General features: G+C 73.5%; 18 protein-coding genes and 1 pseudogene. 6 read left to right on the top strand and 13 right to left on the bottom strand.

The features are described 5' to 3' along the window. Positions 1 to 37 precede the first annotated feature (37 nt). A complete protein-coding gene (locus tag OG462_RS08900; RefSeq protein ID WP_406056155.1) occupies positions 38 to 1,279 on the top strand; it encodes a trans-sulfuration enzyme family protein in 1,242 nt (413 codons plus the stop codon). Here the strand turns inward: OG462_RS08900 and OG462_RS08895 are convergent. The 6 genes from OG462_RS08895 to OG462_RS08870 form a co-directional block, all read right to left on the bottom strand. Then, positions 1,176 to 2,630, bottom strand: coding sequence for a GNAT family N-acetyltransferase (locus tag OG462_RS08895; RefSeq protein ID WP_406056153.1), 1,455 nt, complete (start codon positions 2,628 to 2,630; stop codon positions 1,176 to 1,178). The genes OG462_RS08900 and OG462_RS08895 overlap by 104 nt on opposite strands. 88 nt (positions 2,631 to 2,718) lie before the next feature. Further along, positions 2,719 to 5,478, bottom strand: coding sequence for a DUF6493 family protein (locus OG462_RS08890; protein ID WP_406056151.1), 2,760 nt, complete (start codon positions 5,476 to 5,478; stop codon positions 2,719 to 2,721). A 59-nt stretch (positions 5,479 to 5,537) separates the two neighbouring features. Further along, positions 5,538 to 6,983 (bottom strand): SWIM zinc finger family protein, encoded by a 1,446-nt coding sequence (locus tag OG462_RS08885; RefSeq protein WP_406056149.1) that lies wholly within the window; start codon positions 6,981 to 6,983, stop codon positions 5,538 to 5,540. A 70-nt stretch (positions 6,984 to 7,053) separates the two neighbouring features. After that, entirely contained in the window at positions 7,054 to 8,667 is a 1,614-nt protein-coding gene (locus OG462_RS08880) for an alkaline phosphatase D family protein (RefSeq protein WP_406056147.1), read from the bottom strand. Positions 8,668 to 8,808: 141 nt separating this feature from the next. Next, positions 8,809 to 10,371: a PLP-dependent aminotransferase family protein gene (locus OG462_RS08875; RefSeq protein ID WP_406056145.1), complete on the bottom strand. Its 1,563-nt coding sequence runs from the start codon at positions 10,369 to 10,371 to the stop codon at positions 8,809 to 8,811. Positions 10,372 to 10,520: 149 nt separating this feature from the next. Then, complete coding sequence (locus tag OG462_RS08870) at positions 10,521 to 11,552, bottom strand: saccharopine dehydrogenase family protein (protein ID WP_406056143.1); 1,032 nt, start codon at positions 11,550 to 11,552, stop codon at positions 10,521 to 10,523. Between the two features lie 91 nt (positions 11,553 to 11,643). Between OG462_RS08870 and OG462_RS08865 the strand changes: the two genes are divergently transcribed. After that, positions 11,644 to 12,687, top strand: coding sequence for a helix-turn-helix domain-containing protein (locus tag OG462_RS08865; RefSeq protein WP_406056141.1), 1,044 nt, complete (start codon positions 11,644 to 11,646; stop codon positions 12,685 to 12,687). 48 nt (positions 12,688 to 12,735) lie between these two features. Then, positions 12,736 to 13,524, top strand: a pseudogene (locus OG462_RS08860) (EamA family transporter); the annotation flags it as partial. Between the two features lie 96 nt (positions 13,525 to 13,620). On the opposite strand, the gene OG462_RS08855 reads toward OG462_RS08860, so the two are convergent. Beyond that, entirely contained in the window at positions 13,621 to 14,454 is an 834-nt protein-coding gene (locus OG462_RS08855) for an alpha/beta fold hydrolase (protein ID WP_406056139.1), read from the bottom strand. Between the two features lie 122 nt (positions 14,455 to 14,576). On the opposite strand from OG462_RS08855, the gene OG462_RS08850 reads away from it, so the two are divergent. Both OG462_RS08850 and OG462_RS08845 read left to right on the top strand, forming a co-directional pair. Next, positions 14,577 to 15,470, top strand: coding sequence for an RNA polymerase sigma-70 factor (locus tag OG462_RS08850; RefSeq protein WP_406056137.1), 894 nt, complete (start codon positions 14,577 to 14,579; stop codon positions 15,468 to 15,470). A 313-nt stretch (positions 15,471 to 15,783) separates the two neighbouring features. Next, the gene (locus tag OG462_RS08845) at positions 15,784 to 16,524 is read left to right on the top strand and encodes a GntR family transcriptional regulator (RefSeq protein WP_406056135.1); all 741 of its coding nucleotides are present in this window, start codon (positions 15,784 to 15,786) and stop codon (positions 16,522 to 16,524) included. Between the two features lie 106 nt (positions 16,525 to 16,630). Here the strand turns inward: OG462_RS08845 and OG462_RS08840 are convergent, their stop codons facing one another. Then, positions 16,631 to 17,788 (bottom strand): ROK family transcriptional regulator, encoded by a 1,158-nt coding sequence (locus tag OG462_RS08840; RefSeq protein ID WP_406056133.1) that lies wholly within the window; start codon positions 17,786 to 17,788, stop codon positions 16,631 to 16,633. A 163-nt stretch (positions 17,789 to 17,951) separates the two neighbouring features. Here OG462_RS08840 and OG462_RS08835 point away from each other — a divergent pair, with 163 nt between their 5' ends. Beyond that, positions 17,952 to 18,368: a hypothetical protein gene (locus OG462_RS08835; RefSeq protein WP_406056131.1), complete on the top strand. Its 417-nt coding sequence runs from the start codon at positions 17,952 to 17,954 to the stop codon at positions 18,366 to 18,368. Between the two features lie 53 nt (positions 18,369 to 18,421). On the opposite strand, the gene mug is transcribed toward OG462_RS08835, so the two are convergent. From mug to OG462_RS08810, 5 genes are all read right to left on the bottom strand, one after another. Continuing rightward, a complete protein-coding gene (gene mug / locus OG462_RS08830; RefSeq protein ID WP_406056129.1) occupies positions 18,422 to 18,919 on the bottom strand; it encodes a G/U mismatch-specific DNA glycosylase in 498 nt (165 codons plus the stop codon). Positions 18,920 to 18,981: 62 nt separating this feature from the next. Continuing rightward, the gene (gene purB / locus OG462_RS08825; RefSeq protein WP_406056127.1) at positions 18,982 to 20,424 is read right to left on the bottom strand and encodes an adenylosuccinate lyase; all 1,443 of its coding nucleotides are present in this window, start codon (positions 20,422 to 20,424) and stop codon (positions 18,982 to 18,984) included. Positions 20,425 to 20,533: 109 nt separating this feature from the next. Further along, positions 20,534 to 21,316 (bottom strand): SGNH/GDSL hydrolase family protein, encoded by a 783-nt coding sequence (locus OG462_RS08820; protein WP_406056125.1) that lies wholly within the window; start codon positions 21,314 to 21,316, stop codon positions 20,534 to 20,536. A gap of 108 nt (positions 21,317 to 21,424) precedes the next feature. Next, on the bottom strand, positions 21,425 to 22,444 hold the full coding sequence (locus tag OG462_RS08815; RefSeq protein ID WP_406056123.1) for a hemolysin family protein: 1,020 nt from the start codon (positions 22,442 to 22,444) through the stop codon (positions 21,425 to 21,427). Beyond that, the gene (locus OG462_RS08810; protein WP_406056121.1) at positions 22,441 to 23,784 is read right to left on the bottom strand and encodes a hemolysin family protein; all 1,344 of its coding nucleotides are present in this window, start codon (positions 23,782 to 23,784) and stop codon (positions 22,441 to 22,443) included. Before OG462_RS08810 ends, OG462_RS08815 begins: the two co-directional genes overlap by 4 nt. Between the last annotated feature and the right edge of the window lie 212 nt (positions 23,785 to 23,996).

Here is a 23,996-nt window from a genome sequence, read left to right as displayed (position 1 = left end):
TTCCCGCTACTTCCCGGTATCCGTTCACAGTGCCGCCATGGACGCCATGGACTACGGCCCCTCGGCCACCCCGAGAGCCCTCGCCACCGAAGCCGTGCACGCCGGCCGCGAAGACCTCGCCTCGCTCGGTCTGCACGCCCCGCCGCTCGACCTGTCCACCACCTACCCCTCGTACGACGCCCGGGCGGAGGCCGCCCGGATCGACGAGTTCGCCACCACCGGAGCCCGGCTCGACGGGCCGCCGGTCTACGCCCGGCTCGACAACCCCACGGTCGCCCGCTTCGAGGAGGCCCTCGCCCGCCTCGAGGGCGCCGAGGCGGCCGTCGCCTTCGCCAGCGGCATGGCGGCTTTCACCGCCGTCCTCCTCGCCCGGGCGAGCCAGGGCCTGCGCCATGTCGTCGCGGTCCGTCCGCTGTACGGCTGCAGCGACCACCTCCTGGACGCCGGGCTGCTCGGCACCGAGGTGACCTGGACCGACCCGGCGGGCGTCGCGGCGGCGATCCGGCCCGACACCGGCCTGGTCATGGTGGAGTCCCCCGCCAACCCGACCCTCGCCGAGGCGGACATCCGCGCCCTCGCCCACTCCTGCGGCTCCGTGCCGCTCCTGGTCGACAACACCTTCGCCACGCCCGTGCTCCAGCGTCCGGTCGAGCAGGGCGCCCGCATCGTCCTGCACAGCGCGACCAAGTACCTCGGCGGACACGGCGACGTCATGGGCGGCATCGTCGCCTGCGACGAGGAGTTCGCCCGCACCCTCCGCCAGGTCCGCTTCGCCACCGGCGGAGTGCTGCACCCGCTCGCCGGATACCTGCTGCTGCGCGGTCTCTCCACCTTGCCGGTACGGGTGCGTGCGGCGTCCGGCACGGCGGCGGAGCTCGTACGACGGCTCGCCACCGACCCCCGGATCGCGCGGGTCCACTACCCGCGGATCGGCGGCGCCATGATCGCCTTCGAGGTGTACGGCGACCCGCACGACGTCATCGCCGGCGTCCGGCTCATCACCCCCGCCGTCAGCCTCGGCAGCGTCGACACCCTCATCCAGCACCCGGCCTCCATAAGCCACCGCATCGTGGCCGAGGGAGACCGGCGCTCGGCGGGCGTCAGCGACCGCCTGCTGCGGATGTCGGTCGGTCTCGAGGACGTCGAGGACCTGTGGCGGGACCTGACCCAGGCGCTCAGCGCTCCGCCCGCCGCACCCCTTCGTGCGGCAGTTCCTGCGGCTGTTCCTGGTGCTGCGGGCGGGCGGCCGGTCGCGGTGCCGAGGCCAGCCGGGCTGTGATCACCAGGGTGCCCTCCTCGATCTGGTAGTCGAGGGGCAGGTTGAGCGCCCGCATGGCGGCCACCATCCCGGTGTTGGACGACTGGGTCACGGCGTACACGCTCGCGCAGCCGGCCTCCTCGGCCATCGCCACCAACCTGCCGAGGAGCTCGGAGCCGATGCCGCGCCGCTGCCAGTCGTCCTCCACCATCAGCGCAACCTCCGTCTCGTCGCCGTCCCAGAGCAGATGCCCGAGGGCGACCAGACGGCCTGAGGTGGTCTGCACGGCGAGGGTGCGCCCGAAGCGGGGGCTGAGCAGATGGTCGAGGTAGCGGTCCGCGTCGCCGACGGGGCCGTGGTAGCGCAGGCCCAGGGTGCGGGCCGAGCAGCGGTCGTGCATGGCACGCGCGGCGGACAGGTCGCGCTGGTCGGCGCGGCGGACGGTGATCTCGTTGCCCTCGGGCAGGGTCAGCACGTCCTGGCTGCGCGGGACACGGTGGCCGAGGCGCGCGTCGAGCTCCACGAGGGCGCGGGCCCGGGCGAACTCGGTCGGAGTGAAGGGGAGGTAGGGCCGCTCCACGATGAGCGTGCCGCCGTTGGGGTCGCGCAGCCGCATCACGGTCTCCTCCAGGACGCCCTCCACCGGGGCGTGTTCACCGGTGGGACGGCCGGTGAGCGAGACGGCGGGCACGGAGTGGAGGGTGCAGCGGCCCAGGAGCTGGCGCAGCGCGAGCGGAAGTTCGGCCGCGTCGAGCGCCGTACGGGTGGCCAGGCCGAGGACCCGGGTGGGCGTGTCCACCAGGTCGTGGGCATCGGCCCGCTCGGTCCAGGTGTCGCGGCCGCCGGCCGCCGCCGTCTCACGGGTGAGGGCGTGGGCGGAGAGATCGGCGGGGGCGCGCAGCAGGAACTCGTCGACCGTGCCGTCGGCGAGCGGATGCGTCTGGAGGGTGAGGATGTCCACGCCGAGACGGGCGAGGACCGTGCACAGGGCGGCGAGGCTGCCCGGCGTGTCCGCGACGGTGGTCCGCATCCGCCACAGCGCGGTCTCGACGGGCACCACGGACCCCGCCTCCCCGTGCTCCCCTTCGGTCTTCGCGGGGACGGTCACGGTGGAGTGCCCGCCGGTGTCACCGGCGGGCGGGGCATGGCTCGCATGACTGTGCCTCCGCGCCCACCAGGTGTGGAAGCCGGCGGTGGCGGCCAGCGCGATCGCCGAGAACACCAGGAGATAGGGGCCGTCGGGCCCCTTGGCGATGGTCTTGGCGATCGTGTCGGCCACCACCACTGCGGTGAACAGCGCGGCGAGCTCGATCAGGTCGTGCCGCCAGTGGTGCGGACGGCGGGCACTCTTCGAAGACGTCACATCGGTCATGACCTCACTGTGACCCAGTGGTGTTGCGTGATCACGAACGCTTTGTGACTGACGGGTTAAGCGCCCATCTAGCGGCTTAAAGAACGATTCAGACCGTTTCTGTCAGAGGTTGATCGACCCCCTGGCGGAGCGCGCTCGACAGCCGCTTCGCCTGGACGACGAACTGCGAGGCACCGCGCGCCGAGGCCACCACGTCGAGCCCGGCCACTTCGCCGCCGGCCCCGCACCGCTCCACACAGTCCGCCGCGACCGCGAGCACCTCGCCCAGGCCACGTATCGGCTTCTCCGCTCCGAGCAGCTCCGGCAGCATCGGCTCCAGGACCGCCCAGACCGTGGCGTACGCACCCGTGGCAGCCGTCGTCCGGAGCGCGTCCGCCAGCCGGTTCGGCTTCACCGAGCCCTCCGCGACCAGCCAAGCGAGCTCCGTGCCGAGCCGCCCGGCATCCAGGTCGCCCCGCGACGCCAGGACGAGCAGCGCGTCCACCGCGCGCAGCCGGTCGTCCGGGTCCTGGCAGCCCAGACCGAACGCCAGGGCGAGAGGGACGGCCCGGCCGACCGGACCGCCGGCCTCGGCGAGCGCGGTGAGCGGCTCGGTCATTCCGCGCTGGTCCCCGTCGGCCCCCGAAGCGAGGGAGGACAGGACGCAGGTCGCCACGAATTCACGGTCGACCGGCAATGCCGCGGCCCAGTGCGCCCGCGTGTCCACCCAGTGGTAACAGCGTCGAGGAGTCGCCTGCAACTCGCCGCCCAGCCACCGGAACGCAGCCGGGAACTCCTTGCGCACCACGGCGCGCCCGTCGATCTCGACGACGATCCGGTCCGTCAGCCACCACTTCTGCGAGGCCCGGTCCTTCCCCCTGGCGAGGAGCCGCACCCTCACCCCCAGGGGTTCCTCCGTCCGCAGCCACGCGGCGAGCCGCCGCCCTGCCCGCGTGCCGAGCGCCTCCGCCTCCTCGGCCGCCCGCCCGGCCGACGAGTCCATCCGCCCGACCCGCAGCAGAGCCTGGGCGAAGTCGGCCGGGGCGGGCTCGACGCCCGCGTCCCGGTAGACCCTCAGCCGCTCCACCAGCATCAGCGGGGCGATCTCGCCGGTGTGCACGGTCGGTGCGGCGAGCAGGAACGGCAGCGCGTCCGTGCCCACCAGGCCGGCGGCCTCCCAGAGGCGCGCGCTCAGGATCCCCGACAGCGCCTCGTGGTGACAGGCATTCCGGTCGTTCCCCTTCGCCCGGCCGGAGTCGACGCGCCACCCCGGCAGCAGCCCGAGCAGCCCCGCGAGTACCACCTCCGCCCCATGGGTGTCGTGGGTGAAGTAGTGCTGGTGCTGCCAGTGCTCCGTCGGGAACGCTTCCCGCACCGCCGCTTCCAGCCCCGCCCGGTCCCGCCGCGCGAGCCGCACCAGACCGTCGAGCGTCCGCTCGAACGCGGACGGGTCCTGGGACTGCCCCTTCGTCAGCAGCTCCTCCACCAGGGCCTCGACCGTCGTCGCCGGCGGAGCGACCGCCTCCCGCTCGGGCACCGGCGGCAGGATCTCCTCGTACGGAGTCCCGGACTCCACCTCCAGGGCCTCCCCGAACAGCTCGACGGCGGTCGGACGGTGCACCGGACTCAGCAGACCGGCCTGTTCGGCGAGCTCACCACGTACGGAGGCGTCCACCGCCGCCACATGACGGCCCACCAGCTTCAGGGCCCGCTCCTGGATCGTGGTGTCCTCGTGCCCGAAGGCCTCCGCCACGGCGGGCAGCAGCTCGTCCGCCACACCCGGCTCCCGCGCCAGCACCTTGCCGACCAGCGTCAACTGGGCCCGCACCAGCTTCTTCTCGGTACGGAACAGCACCCCGCCCGTCATCTCGACCAGCGCCCCGGTCGCCAGCGCCCCTTCGGCGGCGAGGCCCGCCAGGACCTCCTGCGCGTACCCCGCGACCGGGGACGGCGCGTCGGCCGTCATCCCGATCCAGTCCGGGACCCGCTCCCGGCGCTCGGCTGCGTTCGGCTCGACGAGCCGCAGTACGTCCAGCGGGAACCGCAGGTCCCGGGCACGACCGCCGCGCAGCAGCCGGGAGACGCACAGGTCCACGACCTGGGCCCGGTCGAGCACCCCCTCCGTGACGAGGGTCGCCAACGCGGTCGGCCAGTGCGTCGGCGCCTCGGGGCCGACCGACCAGGTCAGCCGGTCGGGCGTCTCGGCCATCGCGAGCGCGTGCGGCACGAGCACCGGCGTGTGCGGGTCCTCCCGGAGCCGCTCCAGAAGCCGCGAGTCGGTGATCTGCCGGGTCCAGGCGAGGACATAGCCGTCGGTCGCGGGCACCGCGCAACCGGAGCGCTCCACGAGTCCGTGGATCAGGCCGTAACTGTTCTCCGCCACGGTCGGGCGCGCGGCGAGCCGGTGCGCCACGTCCGCCGTCCACGCCCGGTCCCGGTCGGCGAGCACCGAGAGGACCAGGACGCCGTCCTCGGAGCGCCAGCTCAGCAGGTCCCGCCCACCGAGCCAGGTCGCCGCCGCGGCCGCGCCGGTCTGACAGCCGGCACCCGCCACGTACAGGGCGCGCCGGACGGCGGTCGCCTCGTTCCACCGCTTCCAGTCCCAGGCGCGAACCTCGGAGCGCACCGCCTTCAACTGCGCGAGGGCGGCCTTCCGGGCGGTGGCGTCGAGGGGCTCCAGCAACCTCGGCACCTCGTGGGCGCGCCCCGCGCGCACCGCTTCGATCAGCTTCTCGACCGGGGTGTCGTCCGCCTTGCCGCTCGTGCTCCCCGCATCGTTCCCCGTGTCGGTCCCCGCCCCACGCGCCATGGTGTTCCTCACCTTGATCATCATGCTGTCCATCACCCTGTTCACCAGGGTGTTCGCCACCCCGGTCCCCCCGCCGTTCCCCGTCACCGCGTCGTTCCCCCTCGCCCCGCCGTTCCCCGTCATCGCGCCGCCCCGGCGCCCGTCGCCCCGCCGGCCTCGACCCCGGCCTCGACCTGGACATCGACCCCGACATCGCCCCAGGCGCGGTCGGCCGTCGCGCCCCGCCGGACCATCCGGACCGCGAGTGCGTGCTTGCACGGCCCCCGCCGTCCCCGGTAGTCGGCCCACCACTGGCAGGTGCAGCTCAGCACCCCGTCCGACTCCCGTACCCGGTAGCGCCGTTCGCCCGAGGCCACCGTCGCCAGGTCGCCTTCGAGGGTCACCGCGCCCTCCGCGACCAGCCGACGGGCGCTCACCAGGCGCGGGTTGTGCCGCTCGGCGCGGTCCGCGTCGTACGGCAGCTCCCGGTGGAAGTAGGCCGCGTCCGCCACGTCGTACCCCACGCGGCCGGCCGTGCCGAGCCGGGTCAGCGCCGCCCGCACCCGGTCGACGGTGAGCCCCGCCTGTGCCGCGAGGTCGGCCGGGTCGATCCGGGGCTCCCAGGCGAGAAGGACCGCGACCAGCTCGGCGTCCTGCGCCGCCTCCTCCGTCGCCAGGGCCTCCAGGACCCCGCCCTCGCCGGAGAAGCCCCGCGCGGGGTCCGGCGACAGCGTCAGCGTGAGCCGCATGCCCGGCAGGATCACCTCCCAGGCGCTCGCCGTGGCCAGGGTCCCGTCCGGCACCGGCCCGTACACCCGCAGACCCGTCGCGTGCCGCAGCACCCGCTCCAGGGCGACGAGCCGGTCCGGCCCCGGCAGGCACACCGCGCCGGCTCCCGGCCGGGTCGTCGGACGCAGGGTCCGGCCGGACTGCGTGATCCACAGCGGACCGCGCCCACGGGCCTGGTTGCGCGGCAGGGACCGGAGGAAGCGGACCGCCTCGGTCCCGCTCAGCTCGGCCCGCAGATCGAACCGGGCGGAGGCGACCTGCGCCTCGGCGAAGCCCCGCAGCCAGCGGTCCGGCAGCGGGACCTTCTTCTCCACGACCGCCCCCGCGAGCGTGGTCACCGCCATCTCCTCCGGACCCACCCGCAGATGCAGCGGATCGTCCCCCGACATCCGCGACAGCGCCTCGCGCAGCGGGTTGTTGACATCGACGTTGGTGGTGCCGTGCCCCGTCTCCGTACCGCCGAGCCCCTCGTCGAGCACGTCCAGGCGCGCGTACACCCCGCCGCAACCGGAGAACGACTCGAACCGCAGCCGGTCCCCGTTCCCCGTCACCACCGGGTCGAGCGACCCGGGCCGTATCCGCTGGTGGTAGCGGGCCGCGGCCACATCGGCGACCGCGAGCAGACCGCGGGCGGCCACCTGCGGCGAGGCCAGGAAGCCGGAGAAGAAGCGGGGATGGGCCTCGGCCCCCCGGGGCGTGAGTCCCCCCGCCGTCTCCAGACCGAGCAGCCGGCCGGAGCCCGTGGACTCCAGCGCGGAAGGACGGACATAGGCGAGTGCCTGTACGGATCGCGTCATGGAAACGACGTTAGGACCCGGCACTGACAATCACCCGGCACCGGGGTCCCGCACCACCTCTGACCAGGTGCTACTGCCCGACGCGACCCGGTCGCAGCACCTTGCTGAACAGCACCGTGCCGCCCTCGGCCCGCAGACGGACCGTCAGTTCGCCGCTGTGGCCGTCGATGTCGACCTCCCCGAAGTACTGCGGGCTCTCCATCGGCGACAGGTTGGCCCGGTCGGGCGCCCGGACGAACACCCGCTCCGGGCCGAAGGTCGCGTCGAGCGCGTTCGCCGGGAAGCCGCCCGCGGCCAGCGGCCCGGACACGAACTCCCAGAACGGCGCGAAGTCCTGGAAGGCCGCCCGCTCCGGCGCGTAGTGCTGCGCCGAGGTGTAGTGCACGTCCGCCGTCAGCCACAGCGTGCCGGTGATCCGCCGGTGCTTGACGAACCGCAGCAGCTCCGCGATCTGGAGCTCGCGGCCCAGCGGTGCACCCGGGTCGCCCTGGGCGATCGCCTCGATGTTCGTGCCGTCCGGGACGACCAGGCCGAGCGGCATGTCCGCCGCGAGCACCTTCCACACCGCGGTGGAGGCGGCCAGCTCCCGCTTGAGCCAGGCGAGCTGCTCGGCACCGAGGATGCCGGTGGTGTCGTCGGCCTGCCGCCCGGGGGAGTTGGCGTTACGGTACGAGCGCATGTCGAGCACGAACACGTCGAGCAGCGGCCCGTACCGCACCACGCGGTGCATCCGGGCCGTTCGCGAGCCCGCGCCCGCTCCCCGGCCCCCGCCCGCGCGCGCGTGCAGGGTGGAGACCGGCGTGTACTCGCCGAAGGCGCGCAGGGCACGCGAGGCGAGGACGTCCACGTCCTTCTCCGCGTAGCGCGCGTCGTCCAGGATCTGGCCCGGGTACCAGTTGTTGCGCACCTCGTGGTCGTCCCACTGCATGACCGTGGGCACCTGCGCGTTGAACGCGCGGACGTTGTGGTCGAGAAGGTTGTAGCGGAAGTTGCCCCGGTACTCGTCGAGCGTCTCGGCGACCTTCGACTTCTCCGGCGTCGTGACGTTCCGCCAGATCCGCCCGTCGGGCAGCGTCACGCTCGGCTGGAGGGGCCCGTCGGCGTAGATCGAGTCGCCGCTGCACAGGAAGAAGTCCGGGTCGAGGCGGCGCATCTCCTCGTACGCGCGGAAGCCGCCGATGTCCGGGTTGATGCCCCAGCCCTGCCCGGCGATGTCCCCCGACCAGAGGAAGCGGACCCCGTCCCGACGCCGGTCGGGGGCGGTACGGAAGGTGCCGACGATCTGCTCGCCCGTCCGGCGCGGATCGTCGGGGTCGGCGAGGGTGACCCGGTAGTGGATCTGCTCGCCGGCGGGCAGACCGCGCAGGGAGGTGGTGCCGGTGAAGTCCGAGCCCGAGCCGATCAGCGGCCCGTGGTGGCGGCGTACCCGCCGGAACGACTCGCTCGCCGAGGTCTCCACGAGCATGCGCGCCGGCCGGTCCGAGCGCACCCACACCAGACCGGAGGACGTCGTGACGTCGCCCGTCTGCACACCCCACTCGGCGCGGGGCCGGCCCGACAGCGCGAACGCCGGGGCGGCGAGACCGGTGCCGCCGAGAGTGAGCGCCGCCGAGGCGGCGAGCGAACCGCGCAGCACGCTGCGGCGGGCGGGGGAGGGGGAACTGCCGGGTACGGACTGGGACATGGAAGAGCCTCCGAGGGCTGTCCGGGCGGGGGCGGTGCGTCGCCCCATGCCTAACGGCCGGGGGCGGCGCCCACACGAACCCCGCGTGAACAGATCACCCGAGGGCCGAAGGCCTCCGACGCCACGGGCCGGGTGAACGGCTCACCCCCGGCCGACCGCCTCCGCCACGGGTGGGGTGAACGGCTCACCCCGGCCGACCGCCTCCGCCACCCGCCGGATCCCGTCCGCCACGACGGACGGCGCCAGGTGCGCGTACCCGATGACGAGCCGTACGTCCCCGTCCCCGGGCCGCGCTGTCCCGTACTCCTCAAGTGGCCGCAGCGCCACCCCCGCCTCCGCCGACCGCGCGAGGAACCGCTCCGGCGGCCCGTAACGCCCCGGTACGCGCGCGATGACGTGCAGTCCGGCCGCGATGCCGCTCACCCCGGTCCCCGGCAGGTGCTCCGCGAGCGCGCCGAGCAGGGCGTCCCGCCGCTCCCGGTACGCGCGCTGGCAGCGGCGCAGCTGCCGGTCGTACCCGCCCCGCGTCACGAACTCGGCGAGCACCGCCTGGTCGAGTACGGGGTTGCCGAGGTCCATCGTCCGCTTGCGTTCGACGACCTCGGCGAGCAGCGCCTCGGGGACGAGCATCCAGCCGAGCCGCAGACCGGGCGCGAGCGACTTGCTGACCGAGCCCGTGTAGACGACCCGCTCCGGGTCGAGACCCTGGAGCGCGCCGACGGGAGCCCGGTCGTAGCGGAAGTCGCCGTCGTAGTCGTCCTCCAGGACGTACCCGTCCACCGCCCGTGCCCAGTCGAGCAGCGCGGTGCGGCGCTCCGCCGACCAGCTGATCCCGGACGGGAACTGGTGCGAGGGCGTCACGACCACCGCCCGTATCCCGGAGGCGGCGAGCGGCTCCGGCCGCAGCCCCTCCTCGTCGAGCGGCAGCCACACCGTGTCCAGACCGGTCGACGCGAACAGCCGACCGTGTTCCGGGCTGCCCGGATCCTCGATGCCGACCGCGTCGAGCCCCCGCGCCCGCAGGACGAAACCGAGCAGGGTCGACGCCTGCGCCACACCCGAACAGACCACGAGCCGCTCCGGATCGGCCACCACGCCCCGCCGCCGAGTCAGCATCCCGGCCAGCGCCTCCCGCAGTTCGGGCAACCCACGCGGGTCCGGGTACCCGAGCGCCGGGTGGGGGAGGCGCGCGAGGACAGCGCGCTGCGCCGCCGACCAGGCGGCCCGCGGGAAGAGCGACAGGTCGGGCGTTCCCGGGCGGAAGTCCACCCGGACGTCGGGCGCCCCCGGGGCCTGGCCGTGGGCACGGTGCGGATACGCGCGGCGCCCGCCCGAGGACGTGCCCCGGGCTCCACGCGCGCGCGTGGCGTCGAGCGGGCGGGGCCCGCCGCTCTCTTCCCCCGCCGCCCCGGTCCCACCGGCGAGTCGCCCCCTTGCCGCGTCACCCACCCATGTGCCCGCGCCCCGGTCGCTGCGCAGGTATCCCTCGGCGGTGAGCTGTTCGTACGCCTCCGTGACCAGCCCCCGGGAGACGCCCAGGTCGGCCGCGAGCGCGCGCGTCGACGGCAGCCGGGTCCCGGCCGCGAGCCGCCCCGAGCGCACCGCCTCGCGCAGCGCCTCCTGGAGGGCCCGCCCGCGCCGTCGCGCCGGGGCGGCGGCGGCCGGCAGGAGCAGCTCCCAGGCCGCCTGTCCTTGGCTGCTCATTCCCTGTGGCCCCCTCTCGCCGTCCGGTTGCCGGGCCTCCCCGATCTGTCCCGGTCGATGCCCATGATGCCGATGCCCCATGATGCCGAGGCCGATGGGGCGCCGGCCACGGCGCGAACCTCACCGACGCGGACCTTCGAGGGAAACCGTCACTGGTGCACCTCGACCGTCAGGTGCGCGGACAGCGCGCCGAGGAAGTCCGGTGCGTCGAAGATCTCGCCGGCCGAGGCGACGCCCGTCGTCCTGGTCCGGCCGGTGAGAATCCGCTCGACCGCTTCCACCGCGAGCGGCGCGGTGACGGCGTAGATGTCCTGCCCGACCGCGACGGCCCGGCGTTCCGCGTCGCCTGAGCGGACGACGACGTCCACGAGGAAGGTCTGGTCGGACCGGCCGAGCTCGTCGATCGCGGCAGGTGCCGACGCGTCCGGCGCCGACAGGTCCTGGGCCGCGTCGACCGCCATGTACGTGCGCACCTCGGGCACCTTCAGATGGCTCGGGATGGTGACGACGTCGGCCATCGTGAACTCGCCGATGACGGGCCGGGGACCCATCGGGGCAGGGAAGGGCCACTCCAGGACCGCGAACTCGTCGTCGTGGTACTCCAGTCGCCCCCCGGTGTAGCGGACGTGCCGGCCGTTCCGCCGCTCTCGGGAGACCTTGCCCGCGGCGAGGGTGCCGGCCGTGGGGTGCCAGCTGCTCAGCCCGTACGCGATGTGGGCCTCGTCGGCCGTCGTCCAGTCGCCCATCGCGGCGGTGGCCAGCAGGTCGCCGAGGCCGCCGTAGAAGGCCATGGCGGGGACGATCACCGTTCCCGCCGCCCGGGCGCGGTCCGTGAACTGCGCGAACGTGTCGACGTTGGCCTCGATCTCGGCCGCCACGTCCACGTACGGGATCCCGGCGCGCAGGGCCGCCTCGATCACGGGGGCGCCGGTCGTGGCGAAGGGCCCCGCGGTGTTGATCACGGCCGCCGCACCGGCCAGCGCGCGGTCGAGCGACGCGGGGTCGTCGGCCGACGCCGGCCGGACGTCGAGCCCCGGATGGGACTCCGCGAGGGCCCGCAGCTTGTCCGCGTCGCGGCCGGCGGCCACCGGGACGAACCCGCGAGCGAGCAGCTCCGCCACCACGAACCGCCCCGTGTGTCCGTAGGCGCCGAACACCGCGACCGTGAGCCCCGTTTCCATGACTTCTCCCTGTTCTCGCATGACCCGAACTGATCTCTTGTGGCAATCCTGGCGTCGACGGGCGTCCCGCACGAGTGTCCGGAACGACATCATGCGTACAATTACGGACGTGAACACTGTCGCGCTGGCCGTCACCGAGGGAATGCGGCACTTCGAGCTGTCCGTGGCGTACGAGGTCTTCGGCCCCGCCCCGTCCGGTGTGAGCGGTCCCTGGTACGACATCGCCCTCTGCGGACCGGACGCGGTGCGGATGGGCAGGTTCCGGGTGGAGCCGGACGGCGGTTTCGACCGGCTGGCGCGCGCCGACACGGTGATCGTTCCCGCGCTCGCCGATACCGACGAGGCCCCGCCCGCCGGGCTGGTCGACGCGGTGCGCGCGGCCCATGAGGCAGGCGCGCGCGTGGCGTCCCTCTGCACGGGCGCGTTCGTGCTGGCCGCCGCAGGGCTGCTCGACGGCAGGCGCGCGACCACGCACTGGGCGCACACCGAGGAACTCGCCGCCCGCCACCCCCGGGTGGAGGTCGACCCGGACGTGCTCTACGTGGACGACGGCCGGGTGCTCACCTCCGCCGGCAAGGCCGCCGCGATGGACCTGTGCCTGCACCTGGTCCGCCTCGACCACGGCTCGGCGGTCGCCAACACGATCGCCCGCAGCCTGGTCGTCCCGCCGCACCGCGCGGGCGGCCAGGCCCAGTTCGTCACCACCCCGGTGCCCGCGCGGGACGACCATCCGCTCGGCGATCTGCTCCCCTGGGTGATGGAACGGCTCGACCGGCCGTTGACCGTGGAGGACCTGGCCCGCAGGGCGCGGATGAGCTCGCGCAACCTGGGCCGCCACTTCCGATCGGTGACCGGTACGACCCCGCTGCAGTGGCTGCTGACCCAACGGATCCGCCACGCCCAGGAGTTGCTGGAGTCCACCGACGACAGCGTCGAGGGCATCGCGACGGCCACCGGCATGGGCACCGCCACGACCCTGCGCCGGCACTTCAACCGCACCGTCGGCGTGCCCCCGGACGCCTACCGCCGCACCTTCCGCGCCCGGACCCGCCCCGGCCCGGAGGACGGCCCCGGCCCGGACGAGGGCATCGGCCCGGAGGACGCCCGTAGTCCGAAGTGGTCCCCGATGGCGTGACAGAAGTGGACCTTCACCAGGGCCGCGCGGCTTCCTAGCGTCGGAGGCATGAACGCGAACGCCCTGCGAGGAGCTCTCCTCGTGACCCTCGCCTACGCCCTCGTCGGCGCCTCCTTCACCGCCAACAGCCTCCTCGGCGCCTACCCGTACGCGGGCGGCCAGGCCTTGCGCTACGGGGCCGCCTGCCTGCTCCTCCTCCCGCTGCTCGGCCGTGCCGGGCTCGCCCCGCTGCGGATCCTGACCGTCCGTCACTGGCTGCGGCTCGCCGCCCTCGCAGGGGTCGGCATGGTCGGCTTCAACCTGGCGATCCTCGCCGCCGAGCGGACCGCCGAGCCGGCCGTACCCGGCGTCCTCGTCGGCTGTGCCCCGGTCGTCGTCGCCGTCCTGGTCCCCCTGACCGAGGGCCGCAGGCCCGCCCCCGCCGTGCTGTACGGGGCGCTGCTCGTCGCCGCGGGCGCCTTCACGGTGCAGGGCTGGGGGCGTACGGACCTGGCCGGGATCGGCTGGTCGGTCGCCGCGCTCGCGGGCGAGGTCGGGTTCACGGTGCTGGCCGTCCCGGTCCTCCGGCTGCTCGGGCCGAAGCTGCTCACGGCCGCCGTGTGCGGCGTCGGCGCGGCCGAGGCGGCGCTCGTGGGTCTTGTCGTGGACGGGGCCGGCCTCGTCCGGATGCCGACCGCGGTGGAGGCGGGCGCCCTGGTCTGGCAGGCCGCCCTGGCCACCGTGGTCGGGTTCGTCCTGTTCTACATGGGTGTCCAGCGGGTCGGCATGGAGCGGGCCACCCTCTTCACCGGCGCGATCCCCGTCGCCGCGGCGCTGAGCGCCGCCCTGGTCGCGGGCGCCGCCTTCGGCCTCCCGCAGGCGGTCGGCAGCCTGCTGGTGGGGGCCGGCGCCGCCGTGGGCACCGGCCTCTTCGCCCGAAGGACCCGGCAGGCCTCAGATACTGCTGCCGTCCAGGACGACGCGCGCGACGAGAGCCGGGTCGTCGTTCATGGGCACATGACCGCAGCCGGGCAGCCGGACGAGGCGCGCGCCGGGGATGGTGTGCTTGGCGCGGATGCCCTGCCGGGGAAGGAGCAGCCGGTCGCGGGCACCCCAGGCCACGGTGACCGGTACCGCGGGGACGTCGTCGCGGAACCGCACGCTCCCGCCGGCGGCCAGGGTCTGCCGGAACCCGGTGGCCCCGCGCAGCGCGAGCGTTTCGGCGTAGGCGGCCTCGGGTGAACGACGTCCCGGGCGCGCGTAGATGGTGCTGGTGAGCACGGTGCGCCCGGCGGACGTACGGGAGAGGCGCTCGATGACCGGCACGGGCAGCGACCGGGCCGCGCCCCGCATCGCCCGCAGCGTCGCGAAGGCGTACCGCCGCTCGCCCTCCGACCAGAATCCGGCGGGGGAGAGGGCGGTGACCGAGCGCACCAGCTTCTCCCGGCCGAGCTGCAGGGCGAGCAGCCCCCCGAGCGAGTTCCCCGCCACGTGCGGGCGCTCGACGCCGAGGGCCTCGCAGAAGGCGCCGAGCACGCTCCCGACGGTGGACAGGTCGTACGGGCAGCCGTCGGGCAGTTCGTCGGAGGCGCCGAAGCCGGGCAGGTCGACGGCGATCACGTCCCGCTCGGTGGCCAGGACGTCGAGGACGGGCTCCCAGGCCTGCCAGTGGTGCCCGATGCCGTGCAGGAGCAGCAGGGGTTCGCCCGCGCCCCGGCGTTCGTACGTGAGGGACGCCGTGCGGGGGCCCGCCGGGGTCTCGATCGTGAACGCGATCCGTTCGGGCATGCGGACTCCCTGTCCTGAAGCGTTTTAGACGTCCCGTCAATGAGAATTACCGATCAGTAGCCGGGAGTTCAAGCCCCTGTCCGAAACTGGACAGCGCCACCGAGGTGAGCTGGGATGGAGGTGTGCCCATCGATACGACCGACACCCTGACCGAACTCTTCCAGGAGCACCGCCCGATGCTCCTCGGCGTCGCCTACCGGATGCTCGGCCGCGCCGCCGACGCCGAGGACGTCGTCCAGGAGGCCTGGCTGCGCTGGACCGCAGAGGACCGGGCGGAGGTCCGCGAGCCCCGCGCCTTCCTCGTACGGATCACGACGCGGCTCGCCATCGACCGGCTCCGGCAGGCCCAGGTGCGCCGCGAGTCCTACGTCGGCCCGTGGCTGCCCGAGCCCGTCGTCACCGACTTCGGCCCGACCGCACCCGACACGGCCGAGCGCGCCCTGCTCGCCGACTCCGTCTCGCTCGCCGTCCTCGTCGTCCTCGAATCGCTCTCGCCGCTGGAACGGGCCGTCTTCGTGCTGCGCGAGGCCTTCGGTTTCCCGTACGCGGAGATCGCCACCGCCCTGGACCGCTCCGAGGCGGCCGTACGCCAGCTCGCGGGGCGCGCCCGGCGTCATGTCGACGAGGGCAAGCCGCGCTACGACGTCGACCCGACCGAGCGCCGCGACCTCACCGAGCGCTTCCTCGCCGCCGCGGCCGGCGGCGACCTCGGCGGGCTGCTCGCCCTGCTCGCCCCGGACGTGCGGCTCGTCGGCGACAGCGGCGGCAAGTCCAAGGCCCCGCTGCGGATCATCGAGAGCGCCGACAAGGTCGGCCGCTTCCTCCACGCCACGGCCCGGGGGGCGGACGAACTCTTCGAGTTCCGTTTCGTCGAACTCAACGGCGGCCCCGCCCTGCTCGCCCTCGTCGACGGGAAGCCGGACTCCTTCTTCCAGGTCGAGGTGCGCGACGGGCGCATCCAGTGCGTCTACATCATCCGCAACCCCGACAAGCTCCAGGGGCTCGCCGGTCTCTGACGCGTCCGAGACCCCCGCGCGCGGTAGTTCCGAGACCCACCCGCGCGGCAGAACGGCCTGATCGCGCCGATCGGCCGGAACCGACCCCGCCTCCCACCCCGGAGGCGGGGTCTTTTGCTGCGCAGGGCTCACGGGGGCGCGAACGTCCTGTGAACGATCTAGGTCAGAGGGTCACATTCGGGGGCGTTCGGTAGAGGATTGGTCTTGACCAAGGGAGGGGCTCGCCTTATGGTCGCAGAGTTAGTGCAGGAACCTTTAATAAACAAGGGCGCGGAAAAACGCCGCGGGACACGGCGAATTGCGGAGGATCAGGGTGGGGACCACGCAGCTGGCATCGGTACCGGAGCCGAAGTACCAGCACCTCAAGACAGTCATCGGCGAAGCGCTCGACTCGGACTTCGCGGTCGGGGAGATCCTTCCCAACGAGCGCGAGCTGGCGGCCCGCTTCGGCGTGGCCCGTGCCACGCTCCGCCAGGCCCTGGAGCAGCTGGAGCTGGAAGGCCGCCTGCAGCGCCGTCGCGGCGTCGGTACCACCGTCGCCCCGCCGCGCGTCGGCGTCGACGTCTCCACCACCCAGCACGCCTGGCCGGGCGTCGGTGACGAGGCCTGGCAGTCCCTGGACTCCGCCGCCGACGTGGCTCCGGCCGCCGTCGCGCGCGTCCTGGAGAGCGGTGCCGAGGAGCCGGTGCACATCGTCCGCCGCCTCCGCGTCAGCCAGGGCCAGCCCGTCGCCGCCGAGCTGCTCTACGTGCCCGCCGGCTCCGTCCCGGGCCTCAGCGCCATCGACGCGCCTGCCGGACCCGCACGCGCCCGCGTGGTGCTGCGTGAACTCCAGCACCTCGCCCTCGACGGCCAGGACCGTTCCGTGGAGCTCGGCTCCGCCCGCGCCGACGACGCCAAGGAGCTCGACCGGCTGCCGGGCGCGCCCGTGCTCGTCGTGACGACCCGCTACCTCTCCGGAGGGCGTACCGCCGCCGTCTCCGTGGCCACCTACCGCGCGGACACCTGCCGCCTCACCTTCGGCGACTCGGTCGACCTGGTCATGGCCTCGTAACGCCGTACGAGCAGCACGCGTCACGAGCGGCACACGTCACGCGCGGCTCACCCACGAGCAGCACACCCCGCGATCCCGCGGGCAGCGGCCCGTCGCAAGGGACTCCCTAGCGGCGGGCCGTCACCGTGCCGTCGACCGCGAAGAGCTGCTCCTCGACATGGTCGAGGGCGAGCCGCAGCGCGCCCGTCCCCACCGCGGCCTCGCCGAGCAGGGACAGCACCACCCGCGGGGGCCGCAGGCAGAACCGGGCCAGCTCCTTGCGGAGCGGCTGGAGTACGCCGTCCAGGCCGGCCGCCCAGCCGCCGACGACCACCAGCTCGGGGTCGATCGCGAGCACCAGTGCCGCCACGTCGTGCACGAGCCGCTGGATGAACCGCTCCACCGCCGCCTCCGCGCGCGCGTCGCCCTTGCGGGCCAGCGCGAAGACCTCGGCGACCGCCTGCTCGTCCAGCGGGTGCAGCGGCTCGTCCGTCGTCGAGAGCAGGTGCTCGGGGGTCACGCCCCGGCCGAGCAGGTGCAGGGCGCCGATCTCGCCGGCCGCGCCGCCGAAGCCGCGGTGCAGCCGGCCGCCGATCAGCGAACCGGCGCCCGGGCTCAGCCCGGCCAGGACGAAGACGATGTCGTCGGAGTCGGTCGCGGCACCCTTCCAGTGTTCGGCGACGGCCGCCGCGTTCGCGTCGTTCTCCACGATCACCGGGCACTTGAAGGAGCGCCGCAGCCGCTCGCCGAGCGCGAGGCCCGTCCAGCCCGGCAGGGCCGTACCGAGGCGGACGGTGCCGTCGGCCTCCACGATGCCGGGGGTGCCGACGCCGACGGCCCGCAGATTGGACCGGGCGACCCCGGCCCTGCGCAGTACGTCGGCCACGACCGTACGCACCCGGTCGAGGCGCTCGTCCTCGGGCGCCGTCTCCGACACCTCGCGCGATCCGGCGCCGATGATCCGTCCGTCCAGACCGGAGAGCAGCGCGGCCACCCGGTGCGGGCCGATCTCGATGCCGAGCAGATGACCGGCCTCCGCGCGGAAGCGGAACCTCCGCGCCGGACGCCCCTGCCGCCGGGCCTCGCCCTCCTCGGGCGCCGCCTCGACGACGAGACCGCCCTCCATGAGTCCCTCGACGACCCCTTCGACCGTGGGCCGCGAGAGGCCCGTGATCCGGGTCAGATCCGTGAGCGTGGGCGCGTCGGCGCCGCGCAGCGCATGGAGTACCACCGCGGAGTTGATCCGCCGCAGCAGAGACGGATCCCCGCCGGTCAGCCGCCCCACAGTGTGTCCTCCCAGCTCGTGCACCTCTTCGGCGGATGGTACTCAATGGGCACGGTCGCGGCGAGTGCCGCCCCCGCCACGCAGCGGATGCGCACCGGTCCCCTCGTCCCCCGCCGCTTCTGACACGGCGCCAACTGTCAGTGGTGGGGGCTTTACTGGGGCCATGACCACGGCAGGCCATCTGGCGGCGATCGACTTACTTCGGGCCCGGGGATTCGACGGCGGACCGGAGTTCCACCTGGCGGAGCTCGCCACGAGCGAGGACTTCTGGGAGGACGACGGCACGCGCCGCGTGATCGTCGAGGACCAGTACGAAGCGGAACGGGACGGGCTCGCCGTCCTCCTCACCGCGCGCTGGGGCCCGGCCCGGGAACTCGACCTCGGGCCCGTCCTGGAGCGGAGCATGGAGGGGGAGTCGATACCCGAGCCCTGGTCCACGCTCAGCTGCCACACCCCGGACCTGCGCCTGTGGCGGGCCGACGGGCACTGGATCGGGCTGGGCGTCTCCCAGTGGGACAAGGAGCTGCCGTTCCAGCTCCTGGCCGTGGCCACGACGGTGGACCCGCCGCAGGGAGCGTGAGCCCCGGCCGATGGGCGCGTCGCACCCCCAGGGGGTGTCCTGCCGATCAGGGTCTACGCGTCGGGTCCCTCGGCGGCCTCGCGGAGGCGGGCGTACTCCTCGGCCATCGTCGTCGCCGTCCAGTGCGCGTTGAGGCCGCTCGGGTTGGGCAGCGCCCAGATCCGGGTGGATCCGATCATGCGCTCCTGCGGCCCGATGGCCGCCTTCGGCTCGCCGAACGCCGTGCGGTACGCGGTGACACCGACGACCGCGAGCCAGCGGGGCGCCAGCCTCTCCACCGTGTCGACGAGGATCCGCCCGCCCTCCCGGTACTCCTCGCGGGTCAGCTCGTCGGCCCGCGCGGTCGCCCGCGCCACCACGTTCGTGATCCCGAGACCGTACGACAGGAGCTCCTCCTGCTCGTCCGGCCGCAGCTGCCTCGGCGTGAACCCCGACAGGTGGAGCACCGGCCAGAACCGGTTGCCGGGACGGGCGAAGTGGTGGCCCGTCGCCGCCGTCATCAGACCCGGGTTGATCCCGCAGAACAGCACCGAAAGGCCGCCCGCCACCACGTCGGGAACGACGCGGTCGCGGGCGGCCTCCAGCTGCTCCTTGGTGAACCGGGGAGTCCCGGTCAGAGGATCGCCCCGGGGGCGTAGGCGGCGGCCTCCGGGTGCTGCTTGAGGATCTCCTCGATACGGGAGACCACGGAGGCGACCTGGTCGGCGGCGGCGCCGGTGAAGGACAGCTTGTCCGCCATCAGCTCGTCGAGCTGCGCCCGGCCCAGGGGGATGCGCTCGTCGGCGGCCAGCTTGTCGAGGAGCTCGTTGCGCTCGGCGCCCTGCTCGCGCATGGCGAGGGCGGAGGCGACGGCGTTCTCCTTGATGGCCTCGTGGGCGACCTCGCGGCCGACGCCGGCGCGCACGGCGCCCATGAGGACCTTGGTGGTCGCCAGGAAGGGCAGGTAGCGGTCGAGCTCGCGGGCGACGACGGCCGGGAAGGCGCCGAACTCGTCGAGCACGGTGAGGAAGGTCTCCAGGAGACCGTCGAGCGCGAAGAACGCGTCGGGCAGCGCGACCCGGCGGACCACGGAGCAGGACACGTCGCCCTCGTTCCACTGGTCGCCGGCCAGCTCGCCGGTCATCGAGGCGTAGCCGCGCAGGATGACCATGAGGCCGTTGACGCGCTCGCAGGAGCGGGTGTTCATCTTGTGCGGCATCGCCGAGGAGCCGACCTGGCCGGGCTTGAAGCCCTCGGTGACCAGCTCGTGGCCCGCCATCAGCCGGATCGTCTTGGCGATCGACGACGGGGCGGCGGCCAGCTGCACGAGCGAGGTGACCACGTCGTAGTCGAGCGAGCGCGGGTAGACCTGGCCGACCGAGGTGAACGCGTTGGCGAAGCCGAGGTGACCGGCGATCCGCTGCTCCAGGTCGGCCAGCTTGCCGGCGTCGCCGCCGAGCAGGTCCAGCATGTCCTGCGCGGTGCCGACCGGGCCCTTGATGCCGCGCAGCGGGTAGCGGCCGAGCAGCTCCTCCAGGCGGGCGTACGCCACGAGCAGCTCGTCCGCCGCGGTCGCGAATCGCTTGCCGAGGGTGGTCGCCTGGGCGGCGACGTTGTGCGAGCGGCCGGCCATGACCAGCTCCGCGTACTCGGCGGAGAGCTTGCCGAGGCGGCCGAGGACGGCGACCGTACGGTCCCGCATCAGCTCCAGGGAGAGCCGGATCTGCAGCTGCTCGACGTTCTCGGTGAGGTCGCGCGAGGTCATGCCCTTGTGGACGTGCTCGTGGCCGGCGAGGGCGTTGAACTCCTCGATCCGGGCCTTCACGTCGTGCCGGGTGACCTTCTCGCGCTCGGCGATGGAGCCGAGGTCGACCTGGTCGAGCACGCGCTCGTAGTCGGCGAGGGCGGCGTCCGGAACCTCGATCCCGAGGTCCTTCTGCGCACGCAGTACGGCGAGCCAGAGCTGACGCTCCAGCTTCACCTTCTGCTCGGGGGACCAGAGGACGGCGAGCTCCGCGGAGGCGTAGCGGCCGGCCAGAACGTTGGGGATGCGGGGCTTCGCAGTCACAGCTGTCACGTGGACAGATTCTACTGGCGCTTTCTGCAGGTCAGTGCCACGGTCCGATGTGGAGCTTGCTACGAGACGCAGCTCACGGTGCCGGCGGTCGGGTGGCGTGGCACCTGACCTACGGCTCCGTCGACGGCTCGTACGGCAGCAGCTCCGGGCGCTTGGGCGCGCGGCCGTCACCCGACGAGCGGCCCGTGAGGCGTCGCCCGATCCACGGGCCCAGGTGCTCCTTGGTGAAGCGGGCGTCGGCCAGGCGGCGGCTCGCCCAGCCCGGCTGTGCGGCCGGGGGCAGCGGCGTCCGCCAGTCATGCTCGGGTGCCAGGCCGAGCGTCTGCCACACGGCCTCGGCGACCCGCCGGTGCCCGTCGGCCGTCAGATGGAGCCGGTCCACGTCCCACATCCGTGGGTCGGCGAGCGAGGGGGCGCTGTACAGGTCGACGACGAGGGCCCCGTGCCGGGCGGCGAGGTCCTCGACGTGCGCGAACAGCTCCTCCATCCGGGGGCGGAAGCGCTCCAGGACCGGCCCGTTCCGGCCGGGGCTGCGCATCAGGACCAGCTGCCCGCAGGAGGGCGCGAGCCGCTCGACGGCCTCGGTGAGCAGCCCGCGCACCCGGCCCATGTCGACCTTGGGCCGCAGGGTGTCGTTGAGCCCGCCGACGAGCGTCACGACGTCCGCCTTCATGGCGGCGGCCGTCTCGACCTGCTCCTCGACGATCTGGCCGATGAGCTTGCCGCGTACGGCCAGGTTGGCGTAGCGGAAGTCGGGGGTGCGGGCGGCGAGGCGGTCCGCGAGGACGTCGGCCCAGCCCCGGTAGGAACCGTCGGGCTTCCGGTCCGACATTCCCTCGGTGAAGCTGTCGCCGAGGGCGACGAAACTGTTGTACGTGGCATTGATCTCCATGGCGGAGAGATCATACCGCGCGGTATGCGCCGGGCTCCGCCGGAGTCCGAACGCGGGAGGGCCCCGGGAACGTCGCGTTCCCGGGGCCCTCCCCGACCTCACACGGTGCTACGGCGCCGCCGGGCGGCCCACCAGTTCCCGCAGCACGTCCTCCATCGCCACGAGGCCGGCCGGCTTGTCGTCCTCGTCGAGCACGGCCGCCAGGTGCGTCCGGCTGCGGCGCATCGCCGTCAGGACGTCGTCCAGTGGCGTGGCCGCGCGCACCCGGGCGATCGGCCGCAGCGCGGACACCGGGAACGGCAGATCGCGCGGCGTGACGTCCAGGGCGTCCTTGACGTGCAGATAGCCCAGGATCCTGCGCTCCTCGTCGACCACGGGGAAGCGCGAGTAGCCCGTCCGCGCCGACAGCGCCTCCAGCTCCTCCGGAGTGGTGCCCACCTGCGCGTACACCACCTTCTCCGCCGGCATCACGACATCCCGTACGGGACGCCGGCCCAGCTCCAGGGCGTCGTGCAGCCGCTCGGCGGCCCGGTCGTCCAGGAGCCCGGCGTCGCCGGAGTCGGTGACCATACGGGCCAGCTCGTCGTCCGAGAAGGTCGCCGCGACCTCGTCCTTGACCTCCACCCGCAACAGCTTGAGCAGCGCGTTGGCGAAGGCGTTGATCGCGAAGATCACCGGCCGCAGCGCCCGCGTGAGCGTCACGAGCGGCGGGCCGAGCAGCAGGGCCGTTCGCGTCGGCTCGGCGAGCGCGATGTTCTTCGGCACCATCTCGCCGAGCAGCATGTGCAGATACGTGGCCACGCTCAGCGCGATCACGAACGAGATCGGGTGGACCAGGCCGTGCGGCACGCCGACCGCGTCGAAGACCGGTTCGAGCAGGTGCGCGATGGCCGGCTCGGCGACGATGCCGAGCACCAGGGTGCAGAGCGTGATGCCGAGCTGCGCCGCGGCGAGCAGCGCGGAGATGTGCTCAAGGCCCCAGATGACGCTGCGCGCCCGCCGGTTCCCGGCCTCGGCCTGTGGCTCGATCTGGCTGCGGCGCACCGAGATCAGGGCGAACTCGGCGCCGACGAAGAAGGCGTTGACGACCAGGGTCAGCAGGCCGATCAACAGCTGGATCACGATCATCGGCCGACCTCCCCGGTCTCGTCCTGGTGCTCCTGCGAAGCGGGGGCGTGCAGCAGCACGCGCGCGGCGCGCCGGCCCGAGGCGTCGACGACGTCGAGCCGCCAGCCGGCCAGCTCCACGCTGTCGCCGACGGTCGGGATACGGCCCAGCTCATGGGCGACGGCGCCCGCGAGCGTCTCGTACGGGCCGTCCGGCACGCGGAGGCCGATCGCCCCCACCTGGTCGGTGCGGGCCGCGCCGTCCGCGGACCAGAGCTCACGCCCGTCCGCGTCCTCGCCCGCCCGCGCCAGGTCCGGCGTCTCGTGCGGGTCGTGCTCGTCGCGTACCTCGCCGACGACCTCCTCGACGATGTCCTCCAGGGTGGCGACCCCGGCGGTGCCGCCGTACTCGTCGATGACGACGGCCATGGTCTGCTTCCCGGACAGCCGGTCCAGAAGACGGTCCACGGTCAGCGTCTCGGGGACGAGCAGCGGCTCGCGCAGCAGCTCGCCGATCCGGCGGTGGGGCCGCTCCTCGGCCGGTATGGCCAGGACGTCCTTGATGTGCGCGATGCCGACGACCGCGTCGAGGCTGCCCCGGTAGACGGGGAAGCGGGAGAGGCCGGTCGCCCGGGTCGCGTTGGCGACGTCCTCGACGGTGGCCTGCACGTCGAGGGCGGTGACCTGTACGCGGGGCGTCATCACGTTCTCGGCGGTCAGCTCCGCCAGGTTGAGGGTGCGGACGAACAGCTCGGCCGTGTCCGCCTCCAGGGCGCCTTCCTTCGCGGAGTGGCGGGCGAGTGCCACCAGCTCCTGCGGGGAGCGCGCGGACGCCAGCTCCTCGGTGGGTTCCATGCCGAGGCGGCGCAGGATCCTGTTCGCGGTGTTGTTGAGATGGCTGATCAGCGGCCTGAAGGCGGCGGTGAACACCCGCTGCGGGGTGGCGACCACCTTCGCGACCGCGAGGGGCGAGGAGATCGCCCAGTTCTTGGGGACCAGCTCGCCGACCACCATCAGGACGACGGTCGACAGGGCGGTGCCCAGGACCAGCGCCACCGACGAGGCGACCGCGGGGGAGAGGCCGAGGTCCTCGACCGGCCCGCGGATGAGCTTGGAGATCGACGGCTCGGACAGCATGCCGACGACCAGATTGGTGACGGTGATGCCCAGCTGGGCGCCGGAGAGCTGGAAGGTGAGCGACTTGACGGCCTTGAGCGCTCCCGCCGCACCGCGCTCGCCACGCTCCGCGGCGTCCTCGAGCTCGCGGCGCTCGACCGTGGTCAGCGAGAACTCGGCCGCGACGAACGCGCCGCACGCGACGGAGAGGAGGAGCGCCAGGAGGAGCAGAAGCACTTCGGTCATCGGTTCACCTCCGTCCCATGATCAGTCAGGGGGAGGGGGAATGCTCGATGTCGGCTGTCGGAGCCGGTGCTTTCGGAAGCAGTACGGAAATCAGTACTACTGGGAGGCTCGCCCATGGGCGGACGCTCACACCTTTCGGTCGTCGGGTCGTCTGGATGAGAGACCATGGTAAAGGACCGGCAAAACGGTGTGGTAACCGGTGGGGGCCGGTC

Source organism: Streptomyces sp. NBC_01077, assembly GCF_045162855.1.
Lineage (GTDB): Bacteria > Actinomycetota > Actinomycetes > Streptomycetales > Streptomycetaceae > Streptomyces.
This window is presented reverse-complemented; position numbering and strand designations above follow the sequence as displayed.